Genomic DNA, 18,316 nt, shown 5'->3' with positions numbered 1-18,316 from the left:
GGTGGACATGACCGCTTCCCCCGGGTCCTCGCGGGACCCGGGGGAAGCGGAGCCGGTGGATCATACGGGAGCCGGCGCCGGCGGCAGGAGTGGGCGGCCGGTCAGCGGTCGCAGCTCAAGGTCCTGATGTCGACGGTGTCGGCCATCACCTGCATGCCCTTGTCGTTCGGATGGATATGGTCACCGCCGTCGAAGACCGGCAGCAGCCGCTCCTGGTCGTAGGGACTGCGCAGTGCCTTGTCGAAGTCGGCGACGGCGTCGAGTTCACCGCTGTTCCTGATGAAGTCGTTGACGTCCTGGCGTACGGCCTCGCCCTCGGCGTCGTACTCGTACCAGCCCTTGTACGGCAGCACCGTCGCGCCGACGACACAGATGCCCGCCGTGTGCGCCCGGTCGATGATCTCCCGGTATCCGGCGATCAGATCACCGGCCGTCACTCCGGTGTGGGCCTTGATGTCGTTGATGCCCTCGAAGAGGAACACCGTGCGGATGCCGGGCTGGGAGAGCACATCGCGCTGGAGCCGCCCGAGCGCGCTCTGTCCGGCGCCGTCCGCCAGCACCTTGTTGCCGGAGATCCCTTCGTTGGCGACTCCCTTGATCGCCTTGATCGCCCCGGTCCCGGTCGCGGTGGCGCTCTGGAGCCGGCGCGCGAGATAGTCGGGCCAGCGGCGGTTCGTATCGGTGCTGGACTGCCAGCCGTCGGTGATGGAGTCGCCCAGGGTGACCACGGCTCCGGTGTCCGTGTCGGTCTCTACGCTGACCGCGTCGAGGTAGTACCAGGAGCCGGTCCGGTCGGTCCAGTTGTCGGCGCCCTCCTCGGCGGCATGGTCACCGGCGGTCGCGTACGAGGTCTGCATGGCCATGCCGTGGCCGGTCGAAGGACCACCCGCGCTCCGTACATGGAAGCTGACGGCCAGGTCGCTCCCCGGCGCCAGCCGTCCGGACAGTGGATCGCTGGTCACGGTGGCGCCCGGCGGGACCGTGACGGAGTCCGCGCCGCCGAAGGTGAGCGGGCGGTTGGTGCCGCGTACGACCTGCGCGCCCTCCTGCCGCTTGCCGACATGGACGCTGCCGAAGGTCACCGGCTGGTCGCCGAACGCGTTGGACAGCCGGACCCGGGTGTCCGTGCCGCCGACGCTGGTGCGCACCACCATCCGGTAGCTCCGGTCCCGGGGCGCCTCGCCCTGCCGGTCCGCGCTCGCGCCCCAGGTGACGACCTGATGCCGTGGCGCCTGCGCCTGCGCCTGTGTCTGGGTCTGCGTCTGGGCCGGTGCCTGTGCCTGTGATGTCGGTGCCGTTGGCGCCGCCTCCGCGGTCAGAGGCGTACACAGCAGGGCCAGCAGCGCGGCGACGACTCCCGCCGCGCGCAGGCCGTGAGGAGACCGCTGACGAGGCCTCACCGCCCGAGGTCCCGCAGTGTGACGGAACCGCCCGGCCGGAGGCTGACCTTCCGGCTCTGCCCGCCGTACGCGACCGTGGTGGTACGCCCGCCGACGCTGCGCAGCCGGGCCTCGGTGACCTTTCCGTTCCGCCAGCTCAGATCGACCACGAAGCCGCCCCGTACCCCGACTCCCGTGATACGGCCGTAGTCCGCCCAGGCCGCGGGCAGCGCGGGCAGCAGCTCGACATGACCGGGCCGTGAGTAGACCAGCATCTCGATCATCGCGGCGGCGGTGCCGAAGTTGGACTCGATCTGGAAGATGCCGCGGCCCTTCTCGACCTCGTAGATGTCGAAGAGGTTCGGCGCCGTGCCGTTGGTGCCGTCGACGGAGGGCCTGAGGTTGGTGACGACGAGCTGGTACGCCTTGTCCGCGTCCTTGAGCCGCGCCCAGCACAGGCTGCGCCAGGCGTTGGCCCAGCCGAAGCTGTTCATCCCGCGCGCGGTGAGCAGCGCGGTGGCGCCGTCCACCACGGCCTTGGGCGTGGAGGCGTCGGGGCGGATACGGTCTCCGGGGAAGAGCCCGATGAGCGGCGAGAGATGGCGGTGTGTCGTCTCACCGAGGTTGTCGGGCGACATCCACTCCTGGAGCCAGCCCGTCGTGGGGCTCACCTCGGGGAGGTACAGCCGCTCCTGGAGGACGCCGACGGTCGCGCTGTGCGCGGCGTCCCTGCCGAGGACGGCGGTGGCGGTGCGGAAGTTCCCGAAGAGCGCCCAGACCAGTTCCTGTGCGTAGGTCATGCCCTTGGCGTCCTGCGGGCCGTGCTCGGGCGACCAGTCGTTGTCGTCGATGAGCACCTCGCGGCGCTCGCCGGTGGCCGCGTCGGTGACGGTCGTGGTGATCAGTCGCGCCTCCCAGAACTCCACGGCGCCCTTGAGCAGCGGGTAGATCTTGGCGAGATACGCCGTGTCCTGGGTGAACTCGTAGTGCTCGAAGAGGGAGTTGGCCAGCCAGGCGTTGCCGCCGGGATGCCACCACCAGCCATTGCCGCCATGGATGTTGGTGGAGAAGGAAACGGTCCAGCCGCCGACCTTCCCGGTGGAGTTGCGGAACCGGTTGCGCGGATCGTTGAAGAGGTCGTGGGTGAGCTCGGTCCAGGACGGAAGCTGCGCCAGGCAGTAGTCGGCGAAGGCGTCGAACAGGCCGGACAGGCCCGCCCGGTCGGCCATCCAGTAGTTCATCTGGATATTGATGTCGGTGTGGTAATCGCCCATCCAGTCCGGGTCGTTGCCGTCCAGCCACAGCCCCTGGAGAGCGACCGGCAGACTGTCCCGGGATCCGGCGATCATCAGATAGCGGCCGAACTGGAGGTAGGAGGCTTCGAGTTCGGGATCCGCCTCACCGTCGGTGTGGCGTGCCCTGACACGCTCCCAGGTGTCCAGGCCGCGCTGGAGCGCCGAGGACTCACCGAGTGAGATGTCCATCCGCTCGAACAGCTCGCGGTGGTCGGCGACATGGCTGTGCAGCAGGGCGGTCGCCGAGTTGCGGGCCGCCGCCAGGACCTTGGTCCTGGCCAGCCGCTCGGGATCGAGGTCACGGTTACGGTAGCCGGTGGCCGAGTCGGGAGCGTAGTCGGTGCCGCCGCTGACGACGACCGTGAGCTCCTTGCAGCCCGCGAAGGTGATCCGCGTACCGTCGACCGTCACCTTGCCGGTACTGCTGTACGCCGTCACCGCGGCGCCGTAGCGCAGTCCGCCGTCCGGGAAGGAGCCGTTGAACGAGGCGTACGTGCGCGCACGGTCCGCCGTGGTCCTCTCGTCATGGGTGCCGGACAGGCTCACCGATCCGGTGTACCGCCCGCCGCCCTTCTGCGAGAAGTGCACGACGATGGCGTCATCGGGATGGCTGGCGAAGATCCGGCGCTCGTAGGTCACTCCTGAGCGCGTGTACGAGGAGGAGACCACGCCCTGGCGAGGACAACCCGGTGCAGCCTGGCCCACACCCGGGCCTTGGACCACTGAGCGAAACGCCGGTACACCCGTGGGCCAGGCCGGCCCGAACACCGGCGGCAACTGCCGCCAAGAGCAACCCGACGTCGCCACGAACACGATCGCCGTCAACACTTCACGGTCACCGGCCCGCCGGCGCCCGCCGCCCTGCGGGCGTATGACCTCCGTCGGAGGCACCACCCACCGAAACAGCTCCCACAACTCGTCCGGCACCAACCGCTCAGCAAGGCTCGTCATGCTCAGACCAACGAACGATCAAGCCAAAGGAAACGACGCCTAACGAGTTGGTGCGTGATAGGGGGTGAGGCGTGTTCGGCTTGGTCGTGGCCTGTTGTCAGGTGCTGTTGGTGCGGTCGGATACGAGGTTGGCGATGGCGCGGTAGGTGTCGGGCAGGCGGTCGCGGCGGTGGGTCCAGCGCATCAGTTGCTTCCAGCGTTTGTGATCAGCGAGGGCATGCTCGACGGTGATGCGGTCGGAGGAGTGCCAGTGGCGGTCACGCTCCCACTGTTCGACTCTGCCGGGCAGTGCTCCCGGACGCGGTTTTCTGGGCGGTGTGATCGCTTGCCCGCGGTGGTCGCGGCTCAGGCCCAGGTAGCCGTCGTCCAGGAGTACCTCGACGTCGGGGAAGTGCTGGAAGCACACGGCGATGCCCTCGTTGCGGGCGGCCGTGGCATCGTGCATACGTCCAGGCCGCAGGGCATCGGTCCATAACGTGCGGCCACGCCAGTCGGCGACGACCGTGGCCTTCATCGTGTTCTGCTTCTTCTTCCCCGAGACGAACGCGCGCCGTCCACCACGTCCGGCCGGTGGTCGGCGGACCTGGATCTCGGTGGCGTCCAGCCGCAGCTCGATGCCTTCGGCCTGGCGTAGGCGAACACGTCCGGCAGCGTCCGCAGACGCAGGCCGGGGCGGCCGGGGATCGCGCACCCCCGCTCGGCCAGGAGTGGACGAATCTCCCCGATCCGTCGGGTGATGGTGGAACGGTCGACGCCGAACAGCAGTCCCAGTACCGAGTGCGGCAGGTCATGCCGCAGATGGATCAGCGTGGCCACCAGCCGGTCGACGAACACCAGCTGGTGGCGGGCGCCGGCTCCTGCGGCCCGCTTCCTGGCCCCACCTCGTGCAGCATGACGTCCGCCCTCGCGTCCGGCCTGCCACGGCACTGCCAACTCCTTAACCGGACAGGCAAGATGCTGCCGAGAGACCCCCGTGAACAGCCGATGCGCCAGCACCACCCGATTGACCATGATCGCCACACTCGGATCATGCCACCTGCCCGGCACGACGCCTCACCCGCTATCACGCACCAACTCGTAAGGATCGGCCGGTCTACTCGCGTCGTCACAGCGTCGTTGCTACGTGTACTTGAAAGCGGTGACCCGGAATACAACAGCCCCACCGCCGCACAGCGCCCGGAGCAGGGACTCGATATCCCGCCCGGCGATCAACATGCGAGAGCCACAGGCACTCGTTCCTACCGACCGGCGACAGCAACCCAAGGTCGAGCAGATAAGGGGCGCCGCGAATCCACCCTTTGAATCCGACGGCGGCCCGATACTGCACAGCCAGCCGGCTCCGTCGCCAGAAGAAGCGGCTGGGTCACGCGCCTCAGGCACCGCCCGAACTCTACGAGCAGCTGGGGGTCGCGCGAGGTCTAGCCGAATACGGACAGGGCACCCTGTGACGACATGAGTGAGCCCCGCCGAGCTCTTCGGCGGGGCTCACTCATGTCGTCCGCTCTCACACGGCTCTCACCAACTGGGCCGACTCCCCCGGACTGGGATGCCCTGACCTGGCATTTCGCGCACGTTCTGGATGCCTGGAGCCGCGTTGGACGGTATCTACAACCTGTGCCAGGTGGTGCCGAGCGACGGACCGAGGACCAGGATGGGGGCGTCCTCAGGACCGTCCGTGCGGTACTGGAGAGTCTTGGCAATCATCGTCTCGCTCACGCCCTGCACGGTCTCACATCCCACAGAATCTCACGGAGGGCGGCCGGGGCACCGTGCGGCCCCTCCCCTGCCGTCGCCGTCAGACAGGTTTCGCGTGCGGAGCGGGACGGTCGAGGAGCCACGCGGTGGCGCCGGCGGCCAGCGAGACCAGACCACCCACGTACAGACCGCTGCGGGCGCCCAGGTGCTCGGTCAGCTGCCCGACAAGGATCGCGCCCAACGGGGTGGATCCCTGGAGGATCAGTGTGTAGAGGGCAAGGACCCGCCCGCGATACTGAGGGTCACTGCCCAACTGGATCCGGTGGTTCGCCGCCTGCGCGAAGTAGATCGACGTGAAGCCCGTCATCAGGAGGAGAACGACAACCGCCGGGTACGTGGGGGCCCAGCCGGTCGCGGCCTCCAGCAGCCCGAACGCGAAGGCGGCGCCGCTCACCGTTCTGCCGGACGGACGGCCCCGTCGTGCGGTGGTGGCAAATGCCGCGAGTACCGATCCGGCGGCGAAGGCGGTGGTGAGGAGTCCGAACGAGGTGGCGTCGGCGTCGAAGACGGTCTTCGCGATCAGGGGCAGGGTGAGCTGGAAGTTGAGGCCGAACAACCCGATGACCGCGACCAGCGCCATGGGCAGTGTCAGGTCCGGACGGGCTCGCGTATGGCGAAGCCCGTCGAGGACGCCTCCGCGGTCACCCACCCGGGCGGCGCGTCGCAGTTCGGAGGTTCGCATCATGCGCAGGCCGGCCACCGTGGCCAGGTAGCTGACGGCGTTCAGCGCCATCACCGGCCCGGTACCGATTGTGGCGATGAGCAGGCCCGCGACGGCGGGCCCGGCGACACGGGCGATGTTGAAGTACGCGGCGCTGAAGGCCGAGGCGTTGGGCAGCAACTCGGAGCCCACCATCTCGCTGACGAACGACATGCGGGTCGGCACTTCCACGGCGTTGACGGTGCCGAGACAGAGCGCGAACACGTAGATGTGCCACAGCTCCAGAGCGCCCGCGAGGAGGAGCAGTGACAGCACGAAGGCGTACGCGCCGGAGACCAGGTTGCACACGATCAGCAGCCGTCGCTTGTCATACCGGTCGGCGAGCCGCCCCCCGTAGAGGGTGAGCAGCAGCATCGGCGTGAACTGGGCCGCTGTCACCGTGCCGAGGGCTGTGGCGGAGTCTCCGGTCAGGGAGAGTACGAGCCAGTCCTGGGCCACGATCATCATCCAGGTTCCCGCCACGGACACCACTTGGCCGGCCGCGAAGAGCCGGAAGTTGCGGACGGACAGGGAACGGAAGGCCTCGCCGAGTACACGCCGTACGCGGCCGGGGTCACGGCCCTCCTCGGCGAGCGGGGCGCCCATCAGCGCGCGGGCTGCGGAACGGCGGCTGCCTCACGTGATACGAGGCAGGCCTCCAGGAACGCGAGAGCACGGAGATGGTAGGCGCGGGCCGCCCACCCGAGGCTGATGTTGTGCCCGGCGTCGGGCTGGTGGTCGAGGAGGACGCGGGGCGCCGCGGAGAGGTGTGCGGCGAGGTCCGCGAGGGTCTCTTCGTCGTGCCGCCACCACCCTTCGTATTCGGCGAAGGTCAGCCGTACGGGTATCCGGATGTGCGGCGCGATCACGGAGAAGAGCCGCGGCCACCGGGCCGCCTCCGCCCTCTCCCGAGCGGGTACGAGCCCTACGAGGGAGCCGCTGGTGCGGAAGGTGTCGGGGGGATAGAGCCGCAGCGGGCCCCAGTTCTTCGTCCGGTGCCCCTGCCCGGCCGGGGCGGGCAGCCCGTACGTCTCAGCGGCGTACCGGTGTCCGCAGCCCGAGATGTCCAGCCCGAGCAGGTCCCGCCCCGCCGGGTCGGCGGCGGCGGTGAGAGCCACCTTTCCGCCGTAGGAGTGTGCCAGGAGAAACAGGCCCGCGCCGGTCTCGTACCGGGAGACGAATTCCCGGAGCGCGGTGTGCAGCGAGGTGGCCTGGGCCACCAGCCCCTGCCCTTCGGGGAGTTGGGCGGCGGAGTCGCGGTAACCGGGGCGGTCCAGGGCCAGGACCGTATAGCCCAGGCGTGCTCCCAGTGTCAGTAACGAGAGCTGCGGGTGGGCTTGGCCGTCGAAATAGCCCGCGTTCATGCCGCCGCCGTGCAGGGCGACGACGGCCGCTCGTGCAGGGGTGTGCCCGGGCTCGGCAAGCAGACCGGACAGTGTCACCCCGTCGGCGTTCAAGCTGATTTCGCGTACGCCCGGGGAGAGGGACCGCGCGGGTGTTGTCATCACGGATCAGTCCTTGATCTCGCAGATCAGGGCGCCCGAGGTGACCGAGGAGCCGACCGTGGCGTTGAGGCCCTTGACGGTGCCCGAGCGGTGGGCGTTGAGGGGCTGTTCCATCTTCATGGCTTCCAGGACGACGATCAGCTCGCCTTCCTTGACCTCCTGGCCCTCCTCCACCGCGACCTTGACGATCGTGCCCTGCATCGGGGAGGCGAGGGAGTCGCCGGAGGCGGCCGGTCCTGACTTCTTGGCCACGCGACGCTTGGGGCGGGCACCGGCGGCCAGACCGGTACGGGCCAGGGTCATGCCCAGGCTGACCGGAAGCGAGACCTCCAGGCGCTTGCCGCCCACCTCGACCACGATCGTCTCGCGGCCCGGCTCGTCCTCGTCCGCGTCGGAGGGCACGGCGAACGCCGGGATCGTGTTGACGAACTCCGTCTCGATCCAGCGGGTGTGGATCGTGAACGGGTTGGCGGTGAAGGCCGGGTCCACGACCACGGCGCGGTGGAAGGGGATGGCGGTGGCCATGCCCTGCACGTCGAACTCGGCGAGGGCGCGGGCGGCGCGCTGGAGTGCCTGTTCGCGGGTGGCGCCGGTGATGATGAGTTTGGCGAGCAGGGAGTCCCAGGCGGGGCCGATGACGCTGCCAGACTCGACGCCCGCGTCGAGGCGGACGCCGGGGCCGGTGGGCGGGGCGAAGGTGGTGACGGTGCCGGGGGCGGGCAGGAAGCCCCGGCCGGGGTCCTCGCCGTTGATACGGAACTCGAAGGAGTGACCGCGCACGGCCGGGTCGCCGTATCCCAGTGCCTCGCCGTCGGCGATGCGGAACATCTCGCGGACCAGGTCGATGCCGGTGACCTCCTCGGTGACCGGGTGTTCCACCTGGAGGCGGGTGTTGACCTCCAGGAAGGAGATCGTCCCGTCGGCCCCGACGAGGAACTCGACGGTCCCCGCGCCGACATAGCCGGCCTCCTTGAGGATGGCCTTCGACGCGGCGTACAACTGGGCGTTCTGCGCCTCGCTCAGGAACGGCGCGGGCGCCTCCTCGACGAGCTTCTGGTGGCGGCGCTGGAGCGAGCAGTCACGCGTGGAGACGACGACGACGTTGCCGTGCGTGTCGGCCAGGCACTGGGTCTCCACGTGCCGGGGCTTGTCGAGGTAGCGCTCCACGAAGCACTCGCCCCGTCCGAAGGCGGCGACGGCCTCGCGTACGGCGGAGTCGTACAGCTCCGGGATCTCCTTCAGGGTGCGGGCGACCTTGAGGCCGCGCCCGCCCCCGCCGAACGCCGCCTTGATGGCGATCGGCAGCCCGTTCTTCTCCGCGAACGCCACGACCTCCTCGGAGCCGGAGACCGGATCGGGGGTGCCCGCGACGAGCGGGGCACCCGCGCGCTGCGCGATGTGCCGCGCGGCGACCTTGTCGCCGAGGTCACGGATGGCCTGCGGCGGCGGGCCGATCCACGTCAGCCCGGCGTCGAGGACGGCCTGGGCGAATTCCGCGTTCTCGGAGAGGAATCCGTAGCCGGGGTGGACGGCGTCCGCCCCGGAGTCCTTCGCCGCGCCGAGCACCTTGGCCATGTCCAGATAGCTGGTGGCCGGGGTGTCACCGCCCAGGGCGAACGCCTCGTCGGCCGCGCGGACGTGCGGGGCGTCCCGGTCCGGGTCGGCGTAGACGGCTACGCTCCCGATTCCGGCGTCCCGGCAGGCACGGGCGGCACGGACAGCGATTTCGCCTCGGTTGGCGATGAGCACCTTGCGCACCATGAATGCTTTCCCCTCTCGCTCGCACGTACGGTGCCGTCACGGGAAGCTTGGCGGCTCAGCGGTCCTTGTGGGCGATGATCAGGACGTCGTCCGCGGCGTCGGTGAGCCCCACCGTCTCCGGGCGGAAGCCGGCCTCCTTCAGCCACGCGTGGCAGTCCTGGACGGAGTACTCGTGGCCACCCGCGGACCAGACGAGCATGCTGAGGCTCGCCATCACGGCGAAGAGCGGAGGGGTGTCATCGCTGACCATGGGGTCGTAGACGACGACGGCACCGCCCGGCCGTACGGCCTTGTAGGCGGCGCGCAGCAGCTTGACCCGGTCCTCGGCTCCCCAGTTGTGCAGGATGTGGCCGAATATCAGCACATCGGCCTCGGGCAGCGGGTCGGTGAAGAAGTCGCCTCCGTGGAAGGTGAGCGGTTTCGAGGAGGCGAGTCCCTCCATGTGTGTGGTGAACGCACGCTCGAGCTGCGGCAGGTCGAAAACGCCGGCTTCCAGGTGGGGATGGACCGACACCAGGCGGTGGGCGAGATTGCCACGGGCGCCACCGATGTCCACGAAGGACGAGTAGCGGCTCCAGTCGAGGCTGCCGACCCGGGCCGCGATGGGGGTGTTGAACATGTCCATGCTGTCGAGGAAGGAGTCCGTGGCCGCCGCGTCCGCGTACAGCGAGTGGTACGGATTGCCTTCGGCGGCGGCGGCGTTGGCGGGCCGGCCGGTTCGCAGCGAGGCGCCGAGCCCGGCCCAGGCCGGATTCAGCTCACGGCCGCAGAACTGGAGGTAGCCACCGATGTATTCGGGACGACCGCGTACGAGAAACCGCTCGGCAGTGGGCGAGTTCCGGTACGTGCCCTCGTGCGACTCAATGAGCCCCAGGCCGGCGAGTGCCAGAAAGAAGTCCCCCGCGCCCGGCATGCGGTAGCCCAGGCTTTCGCTCAGCTCGGTCGCGCCGACGGAGGTTCCCGACAGGCGGGTGAAGAGATCGGATTCGGTCGCGGTCAGCAGGATCTTCGTCTGCCAGTAGCCGGACAGAATGCCCATCACCTGTGCCGCGTTGGGCTCTTCGGGTGCCTCGGGGCTCGGAGAGTTCATGCTCGGTTCCTCCCAGGAAGGAAATCGGGGCGCCGCCCTTGCTCATTCATCCTCTGCGGCGTGCGCCACGATTCCAAGAGACGGCGCTCCAGGGTTCTTCGAAGGAATCTCAAATCCCGCACAGAAAAACGGGGCAATGTCAGAGCACTGTAAAACCTGCCCCGGACGTGGAAATACCCCTGCGCCAGGCCCGGGGGAACCTGGCGCAGGGGTGTCGTAGGAGGCGTACTCCGGTCACTCCGACCGGATCGGCCTCAGTGCGAGGCGGTATCGACGGCCTTCTGACCGGAGACGCCCGGCGGTTCGTCCGCCTGGGGGGAAGCACTCGGCGGCGGAACCTCAAGACGTCCCGGCAGGAAGAGCGTGGCAACCAGCAGAACGGCGAGCGTCCCGATGGCGAACCAGTACACGCCGTGGATTCCCTTCATCACGTCGGTGTCGCCGACGGTCTTGAGAATGACCGTGACCAGGGCGATACCGATGGCGGCGCCGAGCTGGTTGAGCATGTAGAGCACGGAGCTGCCCTGGGGCACCTGGTGACCGGGGAGGGTCCGGTACAGCGAACCCATCGTCGGCGCGCCGACGAAGCCGAGCCCCAGCCCCATGATCAGCGCGGCCAGTGAGGTCCATACCTCGTCGGTGGCCGGGGAGACCTGGGTGAGGATCAGCCCGCCGACGGCGGCCACGACCGCACCCCCCTGGGCGAGACCACGGCTGCCCATCTTGTCGCTGAGGTTCCCGGCCAGTGGCATCGCCAGGGCCGCGCCCAGACCCACCGGCGTCACCAGGAGTCCCGCCGCGAGCGTGCCGTGGCCTTGCGCCTGCTGGTAGAAGAGGGGAAGGGCGAAGAGACTCGCGAAGGTGGCGAGGCCGCTGAGCGACATGACGGTGACGCTCGCGGTGAAGCTCGTGTTCTTGAAGAGGCGCAGGTCGATCAGCGGCGGAGTGGGCCGGGTACGGAAGGCGTGCGCACCGTACACGCCGAGCATCACCACACCGAGGATCAGCGGGGTGAGCACCTGCCAGACGGCGAACGCGGTGCGTTCGGCGCTCTGCGTCAGCGCGAGAACGAGTACCGCGAAACCGGGACCGAGCAGAGCGAGACCGATGACGTCGAGCCGGACCTCCGCCTGCCCCGAACCTCGCGGCGAGTCCGGCGGAATGACCTTCAGGGCCAGCAACAGCGCGACAAGGCCGACGGGAAGGCTGAGCAGGAACATCCAGCGCCAGGAGAAGCCTTCGAGGATGGCGCCGCCCGCGACCGGCCCGAGCACCGGTCCGAGCGAGAGGACGACACCCATAAGGCCCATGACCCGGCCGGCGCGGGACGGCCCGGCGGCGCGGGCCAGAAGGACCAGCACCAGAGGGTCGAGGATGCCTGCTCCCAGCCCCTGAACGACCCGGAAGCCGATCAGGCTTTCCACGTTCCAGGCCAGCCCGGAGGTGAGTGAGCCGACCAGGAACAGCACCAGGCCGATGATCCACAGCCGCTTGCTGCCGAACCGGTCCACCGCCCACGAGGTGAACGGGATCATTGCGCAGACGGCCAGGAGGAAGCCTGTGGAGGCCCAGCCGATCGTGCTGATGGATGTGTCGAACTCTTCGCTCAGGGGACTGATCGCGACAGCCACCATGGTGCTGTTGAGGATGCCCAGCATCCCGCCCAGCAGGACCACAGCGATCAGCCGCACCAGCCCAGGATCCAGGCGGTCGGCCCGTACTTGCGTCATCGCTTCTCCGGTTGGTCTCAGCCTTATTGAACCAGCTGGTTCAATCTAGTGGTCCGCGATCGAAGCATGCAACCCGCCGGTTCAACAAGTTGAACCGGCAGTACAGTTATTCGGAACGGCGCGATACGATGGACCTGTGACCGGAGCGAGTACGTCAGAGGCATCGGGGGGCAAGGCGCCCCGGGGGCGCATCGACAAGAGGCAGGCGATCCTGGAAGCCGCGTTCACCGTGTTCGCACGTGAGGGGTACGCGAACGCCTGCGTGAAGCAGATCGCGGCCGAGGCGAACGTCGCCAAGCCCACCGTCTACAACCACCTCAACGACAAGGCGAACCTCTTCCGCCAGGCGATCGAGGTGGTGGCCGAGAAGGCGATGGCGGAGAACCTCGCGGTCATGGAGAGACTCGCCAGCCCGAAGCCCGATCTACGGGCGGCGCTGGAAGACGTGGGCCACCGCTTCCTGCTGTGCTACTCCAGTGACGAGTCCACGGCGCTGCGACGCCTGGCCTACGCCGAGGTCAGTAGGTTTCCCGAGCTGATGGGCGCCGTCCGCGGCGGCGGGACGAACCGGGTCACCGAAGCGCTGGCGGACCGGCTTGCCCGGCTGACCCTCGACGGCCGACTGGGCGCCAACGATCCCGCCCTGGCGGCCGAGCAGTTCATCGCGTTGCTGACCGGTCCCATGGAGACCCGGTCGGGCTTCGGGACCACGAAGGTTCCGGACGACGAACTCCGGTCCCTTGCCCGTGCCGCGGTCCACACCTTCCTCCAGGCGTTCGGCACGGCAGACATCGACATCACCGTGCCCGCGCCCTCCTTCTGATCCGCGGGGCCCGGCTCACTTCCGGGGAATTCGCAGAGAAGCGTCAAAGGTTCGCGAAGTCGACAAGGGTGCGTCAACTTCGTTGGCAGGACGCCGACATCCCCGGATAGCGTCACCAACGGTTCGCAAGCGAAGCCGGAGAGTGCCGCGACTTCAGGAGGTTCCCCATGACTGCCACCCAGCCCGAGATTCCCGCCTTTCCCGTCGCCGCCACCGGGTGTCCGATGGACCCGCCGCCGCTGCTGAGCGAGCTGCGGGAGGAACGGCCCGTATCGCGCGTCGCCCTGTGGGACGGCAGCAGACCATGGCTGGTGACCCGGCACGCCGACGTGCGCAGTGCCCTGCGCGACCCGCGCCTCAGCTCCGATGTCCGGCGGCACGGCTTCCCCTTCCTCTCGGCCGCCCAGAGTGAGGCGATCGGAGAAGGGCTGATCACTTTCATCCGCATGGACCCGCCCGAGCACACCAGGCAACGACGCATGCTCACGGCGGAGTTCATGGTCAAGCGCATGGAGGCCATGCGCCCCGAGATCGACGCCACCGTGGACGCGCTGCTCGACGAGATGACCGGCTCCGGGACATCGGCCGATCTCATGGAAGCCTTCGCGCTGCCGCTGCCCTCCCTCGTCATCTGCCGGATGCTCGGTGTGCCGTACGAGGACCACGGCTACTTTCAGGAGCGCAGCCAGCTCGTCCAGGACACGACGGCTTCCCCCGAGGAGGTGAACACGGCTCTCGGTGAGCTGGCCGCGTACCTCGACCGGCTGGCCACCGAGAAGGCGGCGGACCCCGCCGACGATCTGATCAGCCGCCTCGTGGCCGAGCAGGAGACACCCGGCCATCTCAGCCGGCTGGAAGTGGCCGGAATGGCACTGAACCTTCTCATCGCCGGCCATGAGACCACGGCCAACCAGATCGGCCTCGGGATACTGGCGCTGCGGCGTCAGCCCGACCAATGGGCGAAGCTGGTGGAGCGTCCGGAGCTCGTACCGGCCGCCGTGGAGGAGCTGTTGCGGCACCAGAGCATCGTGCCGACCGGACTCCAGCGGGTGGCACGGGAGGACCTGGAGATCGGCGGGACGCCGATCAAGGCCGGCGAGGGTGTCCTGCTCCAGATCGGTGCCGCCAACCGCGACCCCCGCGCTTTCGAGGAGCCCGACGGTCTCGACATCGAACGCAACAGCCGTCAGCACATGGCCTTCGGTTTCGGTGTCCACCAATGCCTCGGGCAGCCTCTCGCACGGCTGGAGCTACAGTGCGCGCTGGCCGGGATCGTGCGCCGACTGCCCGGTCTGAGGGTGACCAGGTTTTTGGAGGAACTGGACTTCCGCCACGGCGGAAACATCTACGGGCTGTTCACCCTCCCGGTGGAGTGGTAAGGCCATGGGACTGTTCCTCAGCGCGGACACCGGCAGATGCTGCGGCTCCGGACAGTGTGTGTCGGCACTGCCGGAGGTGTTCGACCAGGACGACAGCGACGGCCTGGTCGTCCTTCTCGTCGCGCGGCCACCGGCCGAACTGAGCGCGGCGGTGTACGAGGCGGTCGACTGCTGCCCGGCCGGCGCCCTCTCGGTGCGGGAAGAGAACTGATCACCGGCCGGCTCGTGGCACGGACTCCCGCGCGACGGGCCGGCCACGTCTGCCTCGTGGATGTCAAGCGTGTGTCAATCCACAGAGGCAGGTGAAATCCCGTCATGCCCTCGCACAAGAAACTCCGGCGCTGCTTCCACCGGCCTGCCGAACCGCTCTACGTTTCCAGTGGCGGAAATTCGTTCCCACGGAAAGTAGCGGAATGCCAAGGTCTGAGCTTGGGAGTGTGCCGATGGTAGAGACAACTGAACCGCTGGGTGTGACCGGGCCGAAGAACGCCCGGCTGTCGACGCTGACCGGAATGCGCGGCGTGGCCGCACTGCTCGTCTTCTTCTTTCATATATCGACTTCCGGACTTTTCCACAGCGCGGAGTTGAACAAGGACGTCCAGTTCGTCTTCGGCAAGGCCGGCGGGTTGGGCGTCTCCTTCTTCTTCGTCCTCAGTGGCTTCGTGCTCGCGTGGTCGGCACGCGCGGACGACACCAAGCGCCGCTTCTGGCGCAGGCGGTTCGCGAAGATCCTTCCGAACCACTTCGTCACCTGGGCCCTCGTCATCGCGCTCATGCTGACCACCGGCATGGCGCCGTCGCCCTTCGAGACCGTTCCTCAGCTCGACGACGCCGACAGCTTCCTCCCCAGTGCGGCCAGCTTGCTCCTGATCCACGCCTGGCTGCCGGACCTCACCTACTCCGTGGCCGGCAACCCCGTGAGCTGGACCCTGGCCTGCGAGGTTCTATTTTATCTGAGCTTCCCCTGGCTGATGCGCGCCCTGTCCAGAATCCGTCCGGAGCGCCTGTGGGGCTGGGCGCTCGGCACCGTCGCGGTGATCGTCGCACTGCCTGCCGTCGTGCGGGCCACACTGTCCGGCGGCCCGCCGCTCGCCTGGGACCCGACCGTCTCCGCGTGGCACCACTTCGCGATCTCGTTCTTCCCTCCGGCCCGCGCGCTGGAGTTCGTGCTGGGCATCCTGATGGCACGCATCGTGCTTTCCGGCCGCTGGATCCGGATCGGTGTGCTCCCGGCCTCCCTGCTCCTGCTCGCCGGATACGTCACCGCGCTCTACGTGCCGTTCGAGTACGGGCTCGTCGCCGCCACCGTGCTGCCGCTGGCCCTGCTCATCGCCGCGTCCGCCTCCGGCGATGTGAGGGAGCGCCGGAATGTCTTCGGCGGCAGGATCATGGTCTGGATCGGCGAGGTCTCGTTCGCGTTCTACATGGTGCACATCAGCGTGATCGCGTACGGACACGAACTCATCGGCGGACGGGAACGCACCTGGTCCACGGCCGGTGGCCTCGCCATCATGGTGGCCTTCTGCCTCGTCTCGCTCCTGCTGGCCTGGGCGCTCTACACGACGGTGGAGATGCCCGCCATGCGCAGGTTCGGCAGGGGAGGCGGAGGAGGAGGGTCCGCCAGGCCGCCCGCCACTGGCGGTCGGTCAGATGCCGGGGTCGCCCCGCCTGCGCCCAGGAGCGCGGCCGACGTCTCCCCCGCCTCCGCCTCCTCCCCCGTACCGCCCGGATGACATCTCCCGGCCGCGCGCTCGCCTACCACTTGACCGGGAGCTCCACGAGACTGCGCACGGCCCGGTTCTCCGTCCAGGTCACGGCGTCGGCGGGGACGGCCAGGCGGAGTCCGGGCAGGCGCCGGACCAGCGTGCGGAGCACCACCTGGAGTTCCAGCCTGGCCAGAGGCGCGCCGAGGCAGTGATGCGGGCCGTGTCCGAAGGTCACATGGGGGATGCGTTCCCGGGTGAAATCGAGCTCGTCCGGGCGGTCGAACACACTGTCGTCGCGATTGGCCGAGGCGTTCTGCGCCACGACGGTCTCGCCCGCCCGCACGAGCCCTCCGCCGACGGGAACGTCCTCAAGGGCGACACGGGGGAAACCCAGTCCCCCGACGCTCGCCTCCAGCGGTACGAATCGCAGCAGTTCCTCGACGGCGGCGGGGACGAGAGCCGGGTCCGCGACCAACGCCTCCCACCGCTCGCGCCGGCTCAGCAGGGTGTACACGAAGTTGCCGATCTCTCCGGCGGTCGTCTCCTGCCCGGCGACCATGACATTGACACCGAAGGTGACCAGTTCCTCTTCGCTGAGCTTGTCGCCCTCGTCGCGGGCCACGACCAGTTCGCCCAACAGGTCGTCGGCAGGCTCCGCCCGGCGCAGGGCGATCATCCGGGTCAGGTGAGCGCCGAGAGCGTCGTCGGCCGCCTGGATCGTCTGCGGGTCGGTGGCGGAAAGGGCCACCGACTGCTCGATCCACTGCCGGAACCGGCCCTGGTCGTCGACCGGGACACCGAGGATCTCGCAGATCACCGTGAAGGGCAGTGGCCAGGCCAGTGCGCCAACCAGGTCGGCGGACGAACCGGTCGCGATCATGAGGTCCAGCAGATCGTCCACGACGCGCTGGACCCGCGACTCCAGCTCCTTGATCCGGCGGACCGTGAACCTCCCGTTGACCAGGCGTCGCAGCCGGGAGTGCTCGGGCGGGTCCAGGCTGAGAAGGGAGGCGTTCTGCTGATCGGGGAGCGGGAGACTCCTCGGTATGTCACGACCGGCCGCGGCGGCCCGGCTGAACCGGGGATCGGTCAGGACCGTCTTGACGTCCTCGTGGCGGGTGACGAGCCAGGCGTCACCGCCGTAGGGCATCGTCACCCTGACCAGGGGCTCGTCCCGGCGCAGTTTTTGATACACGACGTCCAGGTCGAGTCCCGCGGCGGCGAAGTCCGCGTGGTGAAACGGGCAGGTACGGGGGAGCCCATCGGCCATGGGGGCACAACTCCTGGCGGTCTCGGGAGTGTCGATCGGTGCACCGGGGGGTGCCGGACCGGCGCCGGAGGACGCCGGTCCGGGTGGGAAACCGGCTCAGCGCGAGAGCAGTTCCTCGGTGACGACGTCCAGGCGTGCCGCGGCGTTCTTGTCGAAGAGCGCCGGGTGGTCGACCCCGATGCGCCGCCCCTCCACATAGGCGCTCAGGGGCTCGGCGGGCGGGGCCTCGATGATCTGGACAATGGGCGCGACGGCCTGCGCCACCGGCTTGCCCATCCGCTTCATGGCCTCGACCTGCGCCTTCGTCGCCGGGTCGTACGCGCCGGCGAAGCTGGTACCGGTGGAGCCCGGGTTGACGAGTACGTACCGCGTACGACCCCCGGCGTGGTTGGCGGCGTAGGAGACACCGAGCAGGTCGTTGGCGGTGCCCGCCTGCATCTGCGCGCCGACGCCGTTGTAGCCCTGGCGGGACTGGAGGTCGTTCCAGCGAATCCCGGGCTTCTGCATACCGGGTCCTGCCACGTTGACGATGACCGGCGACTCGGACTTCTCCAGGATCTCGGTCAGGCCATGGCTGAGCAGGTAGCGGCTCAGGTATTCGAGCGCGAAGGTGTTCTCGTACCCCTCGGCCGTCTCGAACCGGGCCGAGCGGAAGAAGCGGGCGCAGAGGACGAGGACGTCCAGGACGGGGAACAGCTCCGTGATCTCGTCGATGACCCGCTTGTTCTCACTGACCAGACTCAGGTCCGCGGGGATGAAGACGGCCCGGTCTCCGGCGCCGCGTTCCTCGGCCGCCGCCAGGAATGCCTTCCCCTTCTCCGTACTGCGACCGAGCACGACAACCTTGTCACCGCGTTCCAGACCCGCTAAGGCCAGGCCTCCGCCAATCCCGTCGTTACCGCCCGAAACAACAATACTCTTCACTGCGAAATCTCCTTGCAGAGCGGACCGAACGACCAAGTCATCGACCGA

Annotated in this window: 12 protein-coding genes and 3 pseudogenes; 4 read left to right on the top strand and 11 right to left on the bottom strand. The window is 68.7% G+C overall.

Annotated elements, in window-relative coordinates; genetic code table 11:
- Positions 1–101: 101 nt before the first annotated feature.
- The 9 genes and pseudogenes from ACFV6H_RS28180 to ACFV6H_RS28140 all read right to left on the bottom strand — a co-directional run bounded on the left by ACFV6H_RS28180 (position 102) and on the right by ACFV6H_RS28140 (position 12,166).
- Positions 102–1,319 carry an SGNH/GDSL hydrolase family protein gene (locus tag ACFV6H_RS28180; protein ID WP_385547729.1) on the bottom strand — a complete coding sequence of 406 codons (1,218 nt, stop codon included), beginning with the start codon at positions 1,317–1,319 and terminating at the stop codon, positions 102–104.
- A gap of 77 nt (positions 1,320–1,396) precedes the next feature.
- Positions 1,397–3,349 (bottom strand): annotated as a pseudogene (locus ACFV6H_RS28175) (glycoside hydrolase N-terminal domain-containing protein); the annotation flags it as partial.
- Positions 3,350–3,351: 2 nt separating this feature from the next.
- Positions 3,352–3,625: pseudogene (locus ACFV6H_RS28170) on the bottom strand (transposase); the annotation flags it as partial.
- A 97-nt stretch (positions 3,626–3,722) separates the two neighbouring features.
- A pseudogene (locus ACFV6H_RS28165) lies at positions 3,723–4,636 on the bottom strand (transposase family protein).
- A gap of 784 nt (positions 4,637–5,420) precedes the next feature.
- Positions 5,421–6,686, bottom strand: coding sequence for an MFS transporter (locus tag ACFV6H_RS28160; RefSeq protein ID WP_385547441.1), 1,266 nt, complete (start codon positions 6,684–6,686; stop codon positions 5,421–5,423).
- Entirely contained in the window at positions 6,686–7,585 is a 900-nt protein-coding gene (locus tag ACFV6H_RS28155) for an alpha/beta hydrolase (protein ID WP_385547726.1), read from the bottom strand. The genes ACFV6H_RS28160 and ACFV6H_RS28155 overlap by 1 nt, the downstream gene beginning before the upstream one ends.
- 6 nt (positions 7,586–7,591) lie before the next feature.
- Positions 7,592–9,343, bottom strand: a complete 1,752-nt coding sequence (locus ACFV6H_RS28150) for an acetyl/propionyl/methylcrotonyl-CoA carboxylase subunit alpha (protein WP_385547723.1) — start codon at positions 9,341–9,343, stop codon at positions 7,592–7,594.
- Positions 9,344–9,401: 58 nt separating this feature from the next.
- Positions 9,402–10,436 (bottom strand): methyltransferase, encoded by a 1,035-nt coding sequence (locus ACFV6H_RS28145; RefSeq protein ID WP_385547438.1) that lies wholly within the window; start codon positions 10,434–10,436, stop codon positions 9,402–9,404.
- A gap of 254 nt (positions 10,437–10,690) precedes the next feature.
- Entirely contained in the window at positions 10,691–12,166 is a 1,476-nt protein-coding gene (locus ACFV6H_RS28140; protein ID WP_385547435.1) for a DHA2 family efflux MFS transporter permease subunit, read from the bottom strand.
- 136 nt (positions 12,167–12,302) lie between these two features.
- Between ACFV6H_RS28140 and ACFV6H_RS28135 the strand changes: the two genes are divergently transcribed.
- The 4 genes from ACFV6H_RS28135 (at position 12,303) to ACFV6H_RS28120 (ending at position 16,101) form a co-directional block, all read left to right on the top strand.
- Positions 12,303–12,989: a TetR/AcrR family transcriptional regulator gene (locus ACFV6H_RS28135; protein WP_385547432.1), complete on the top strand. Its 687-nt coding sequence runs from the start codon at positions 12,303–12,305 to the stop codon at positions 12,987–12,989.
- A 167-nt stretch (positions 12,990–13,156) separates the two neighbouring features.
- The gene (locus tag ACFV6H_RS28130; protein ID WP_385547429.1) at positions 13,157–14,368 is read left to right on the top strand and encodes a cytochrome P450; all 1,212 of its coding nucleotides are present in this window, start codon (positions 13,157–13,159) and stop codon (positions 14,366–14,368) included.
- Between the two features lie 4 nt (positions 14,369–14,372).
- Positions 14,373–14,579: a ferredoxin gene (locus ACFV6H_RS28125; RefSeq protein ID WP_385547426.1), complete on the top strand. Its 207-nt coding sequence runs from the start codon at positions 14,373–14,375 to the stop codon at positions 14,577–14,579.
- Positions 14,580–14,811: 232 nt separating this feature from the next.
- The gene (locus ACFV6H_RS28120; RefSeq protein WP_385547423.1) at positions 14,812–16,101 is read left to right on the top strand and encodes an acyltransferase family protein; all 1,290 of its coding nucleotides are present in this window, start codon (positions 14,812–14,814) and stop codon (positions 16,099–16,101) included.
- Between the two features lie 22 nt (positions 16,102–16,123).
- Here the strand turns inward: ACFV6H_RS28120 and ACFV6H_RS28115 are convergent, their stop codons facing one another.
- Positions 16,124–17,344, bottom strand: coding sequence for a cytochrome P450 (locus ACFV6H_RS28115; protein WP_385547420.1), 1,221 nt, complete (start codon positions 17,342–17,344; stop codon positions 16,124–16,126).
- Between the two features lie 96 nt (positions 17,345–17,440).
- On the bottom strand, positions 17,441–18,268 hold the full coding sequence (locus ACFV6H_RS28110) for an SDR family NAD(P)-dependent oxidoreductase (protein ID WP_385547417.1): 828 nt from the start codon (positions 18,266–18,268) through the stop codon (positions 17,441–17,443).
- Positions 18,269–18,316 lie beyond the last annotated feature (48 nt).

It is taken from the genome of Streptomyces sp. NPDC059743 (assembly GCF_042732975.1).
Lineage (GTDB): Bacteria > Actinomycetota > Actinomycetes > Streptomycetales > Streptomycetaceae > Streptomyces.
The sequence above is the reverse complement of the archived record's forward strand: the minus strand, read 5'-3'. Positions and strand labels throughout refer to the sequence as shown.

Coding starts and splice junctions, on each gene's coding strand:
- ACFV6H_RS28125 (WP_385547426.1), top strand. CDS start 14,373: ATGGGACTGTTCCTCAGCGCGGACACCGGCAGATGCTGCGGCTCCGGA.
- ACFV6H_RS28155 (WP_385547726.1), bottom strand. CDS start 7,585: ATGACAACACCCGCGCGGTCCCTCTCCCCGGGCGTACGCGAAATCAGC.
- ACFV6H_RS28120 (WP_385547423.1), top strand. CDS start 14,812: ATGGTAGAGACAACTGAACCGCTGGGTGTGACCGGGCCGAAGAACGCC.
- ACFV6H_RS28140 (WP_385547435.1), bottom strand. CDS start 12,166: ATGACGCAAGTACGGGCCGACCGCCTGGATCCTGGGCTGGTGCGGCTG.
- ACFV6H_RS28160 (WP_385547441.1), bottom strand. CDS start 6,686: ATGGGCGCCCCGCTCGCCGAGGAGGGCCGTGACCCCGGCCGCGTACGG.
- ACFV6H_RS28115 (WP_385547420.1), bottom strand. CDS start 17,344: ATGGCCGATGGGCTCCCCCGTACCTGCCCGTTTCACCACGCGGACTTC.
- ACFV6H_RS28145 (WP_385547438.1), bottom strand. CDS start 10,436: ATGAACTCTCCGAGCCCCGAGGCACCCGAAGAGCCCAACGCGGCACAG.
- ACFV6H_RS28130 (WP_385547429.1), top strand. CDS start 13,157: ATGACTGCCACCCAGCCCGAGATTCCCGCCTTTCCCGTCGCCGCCACC.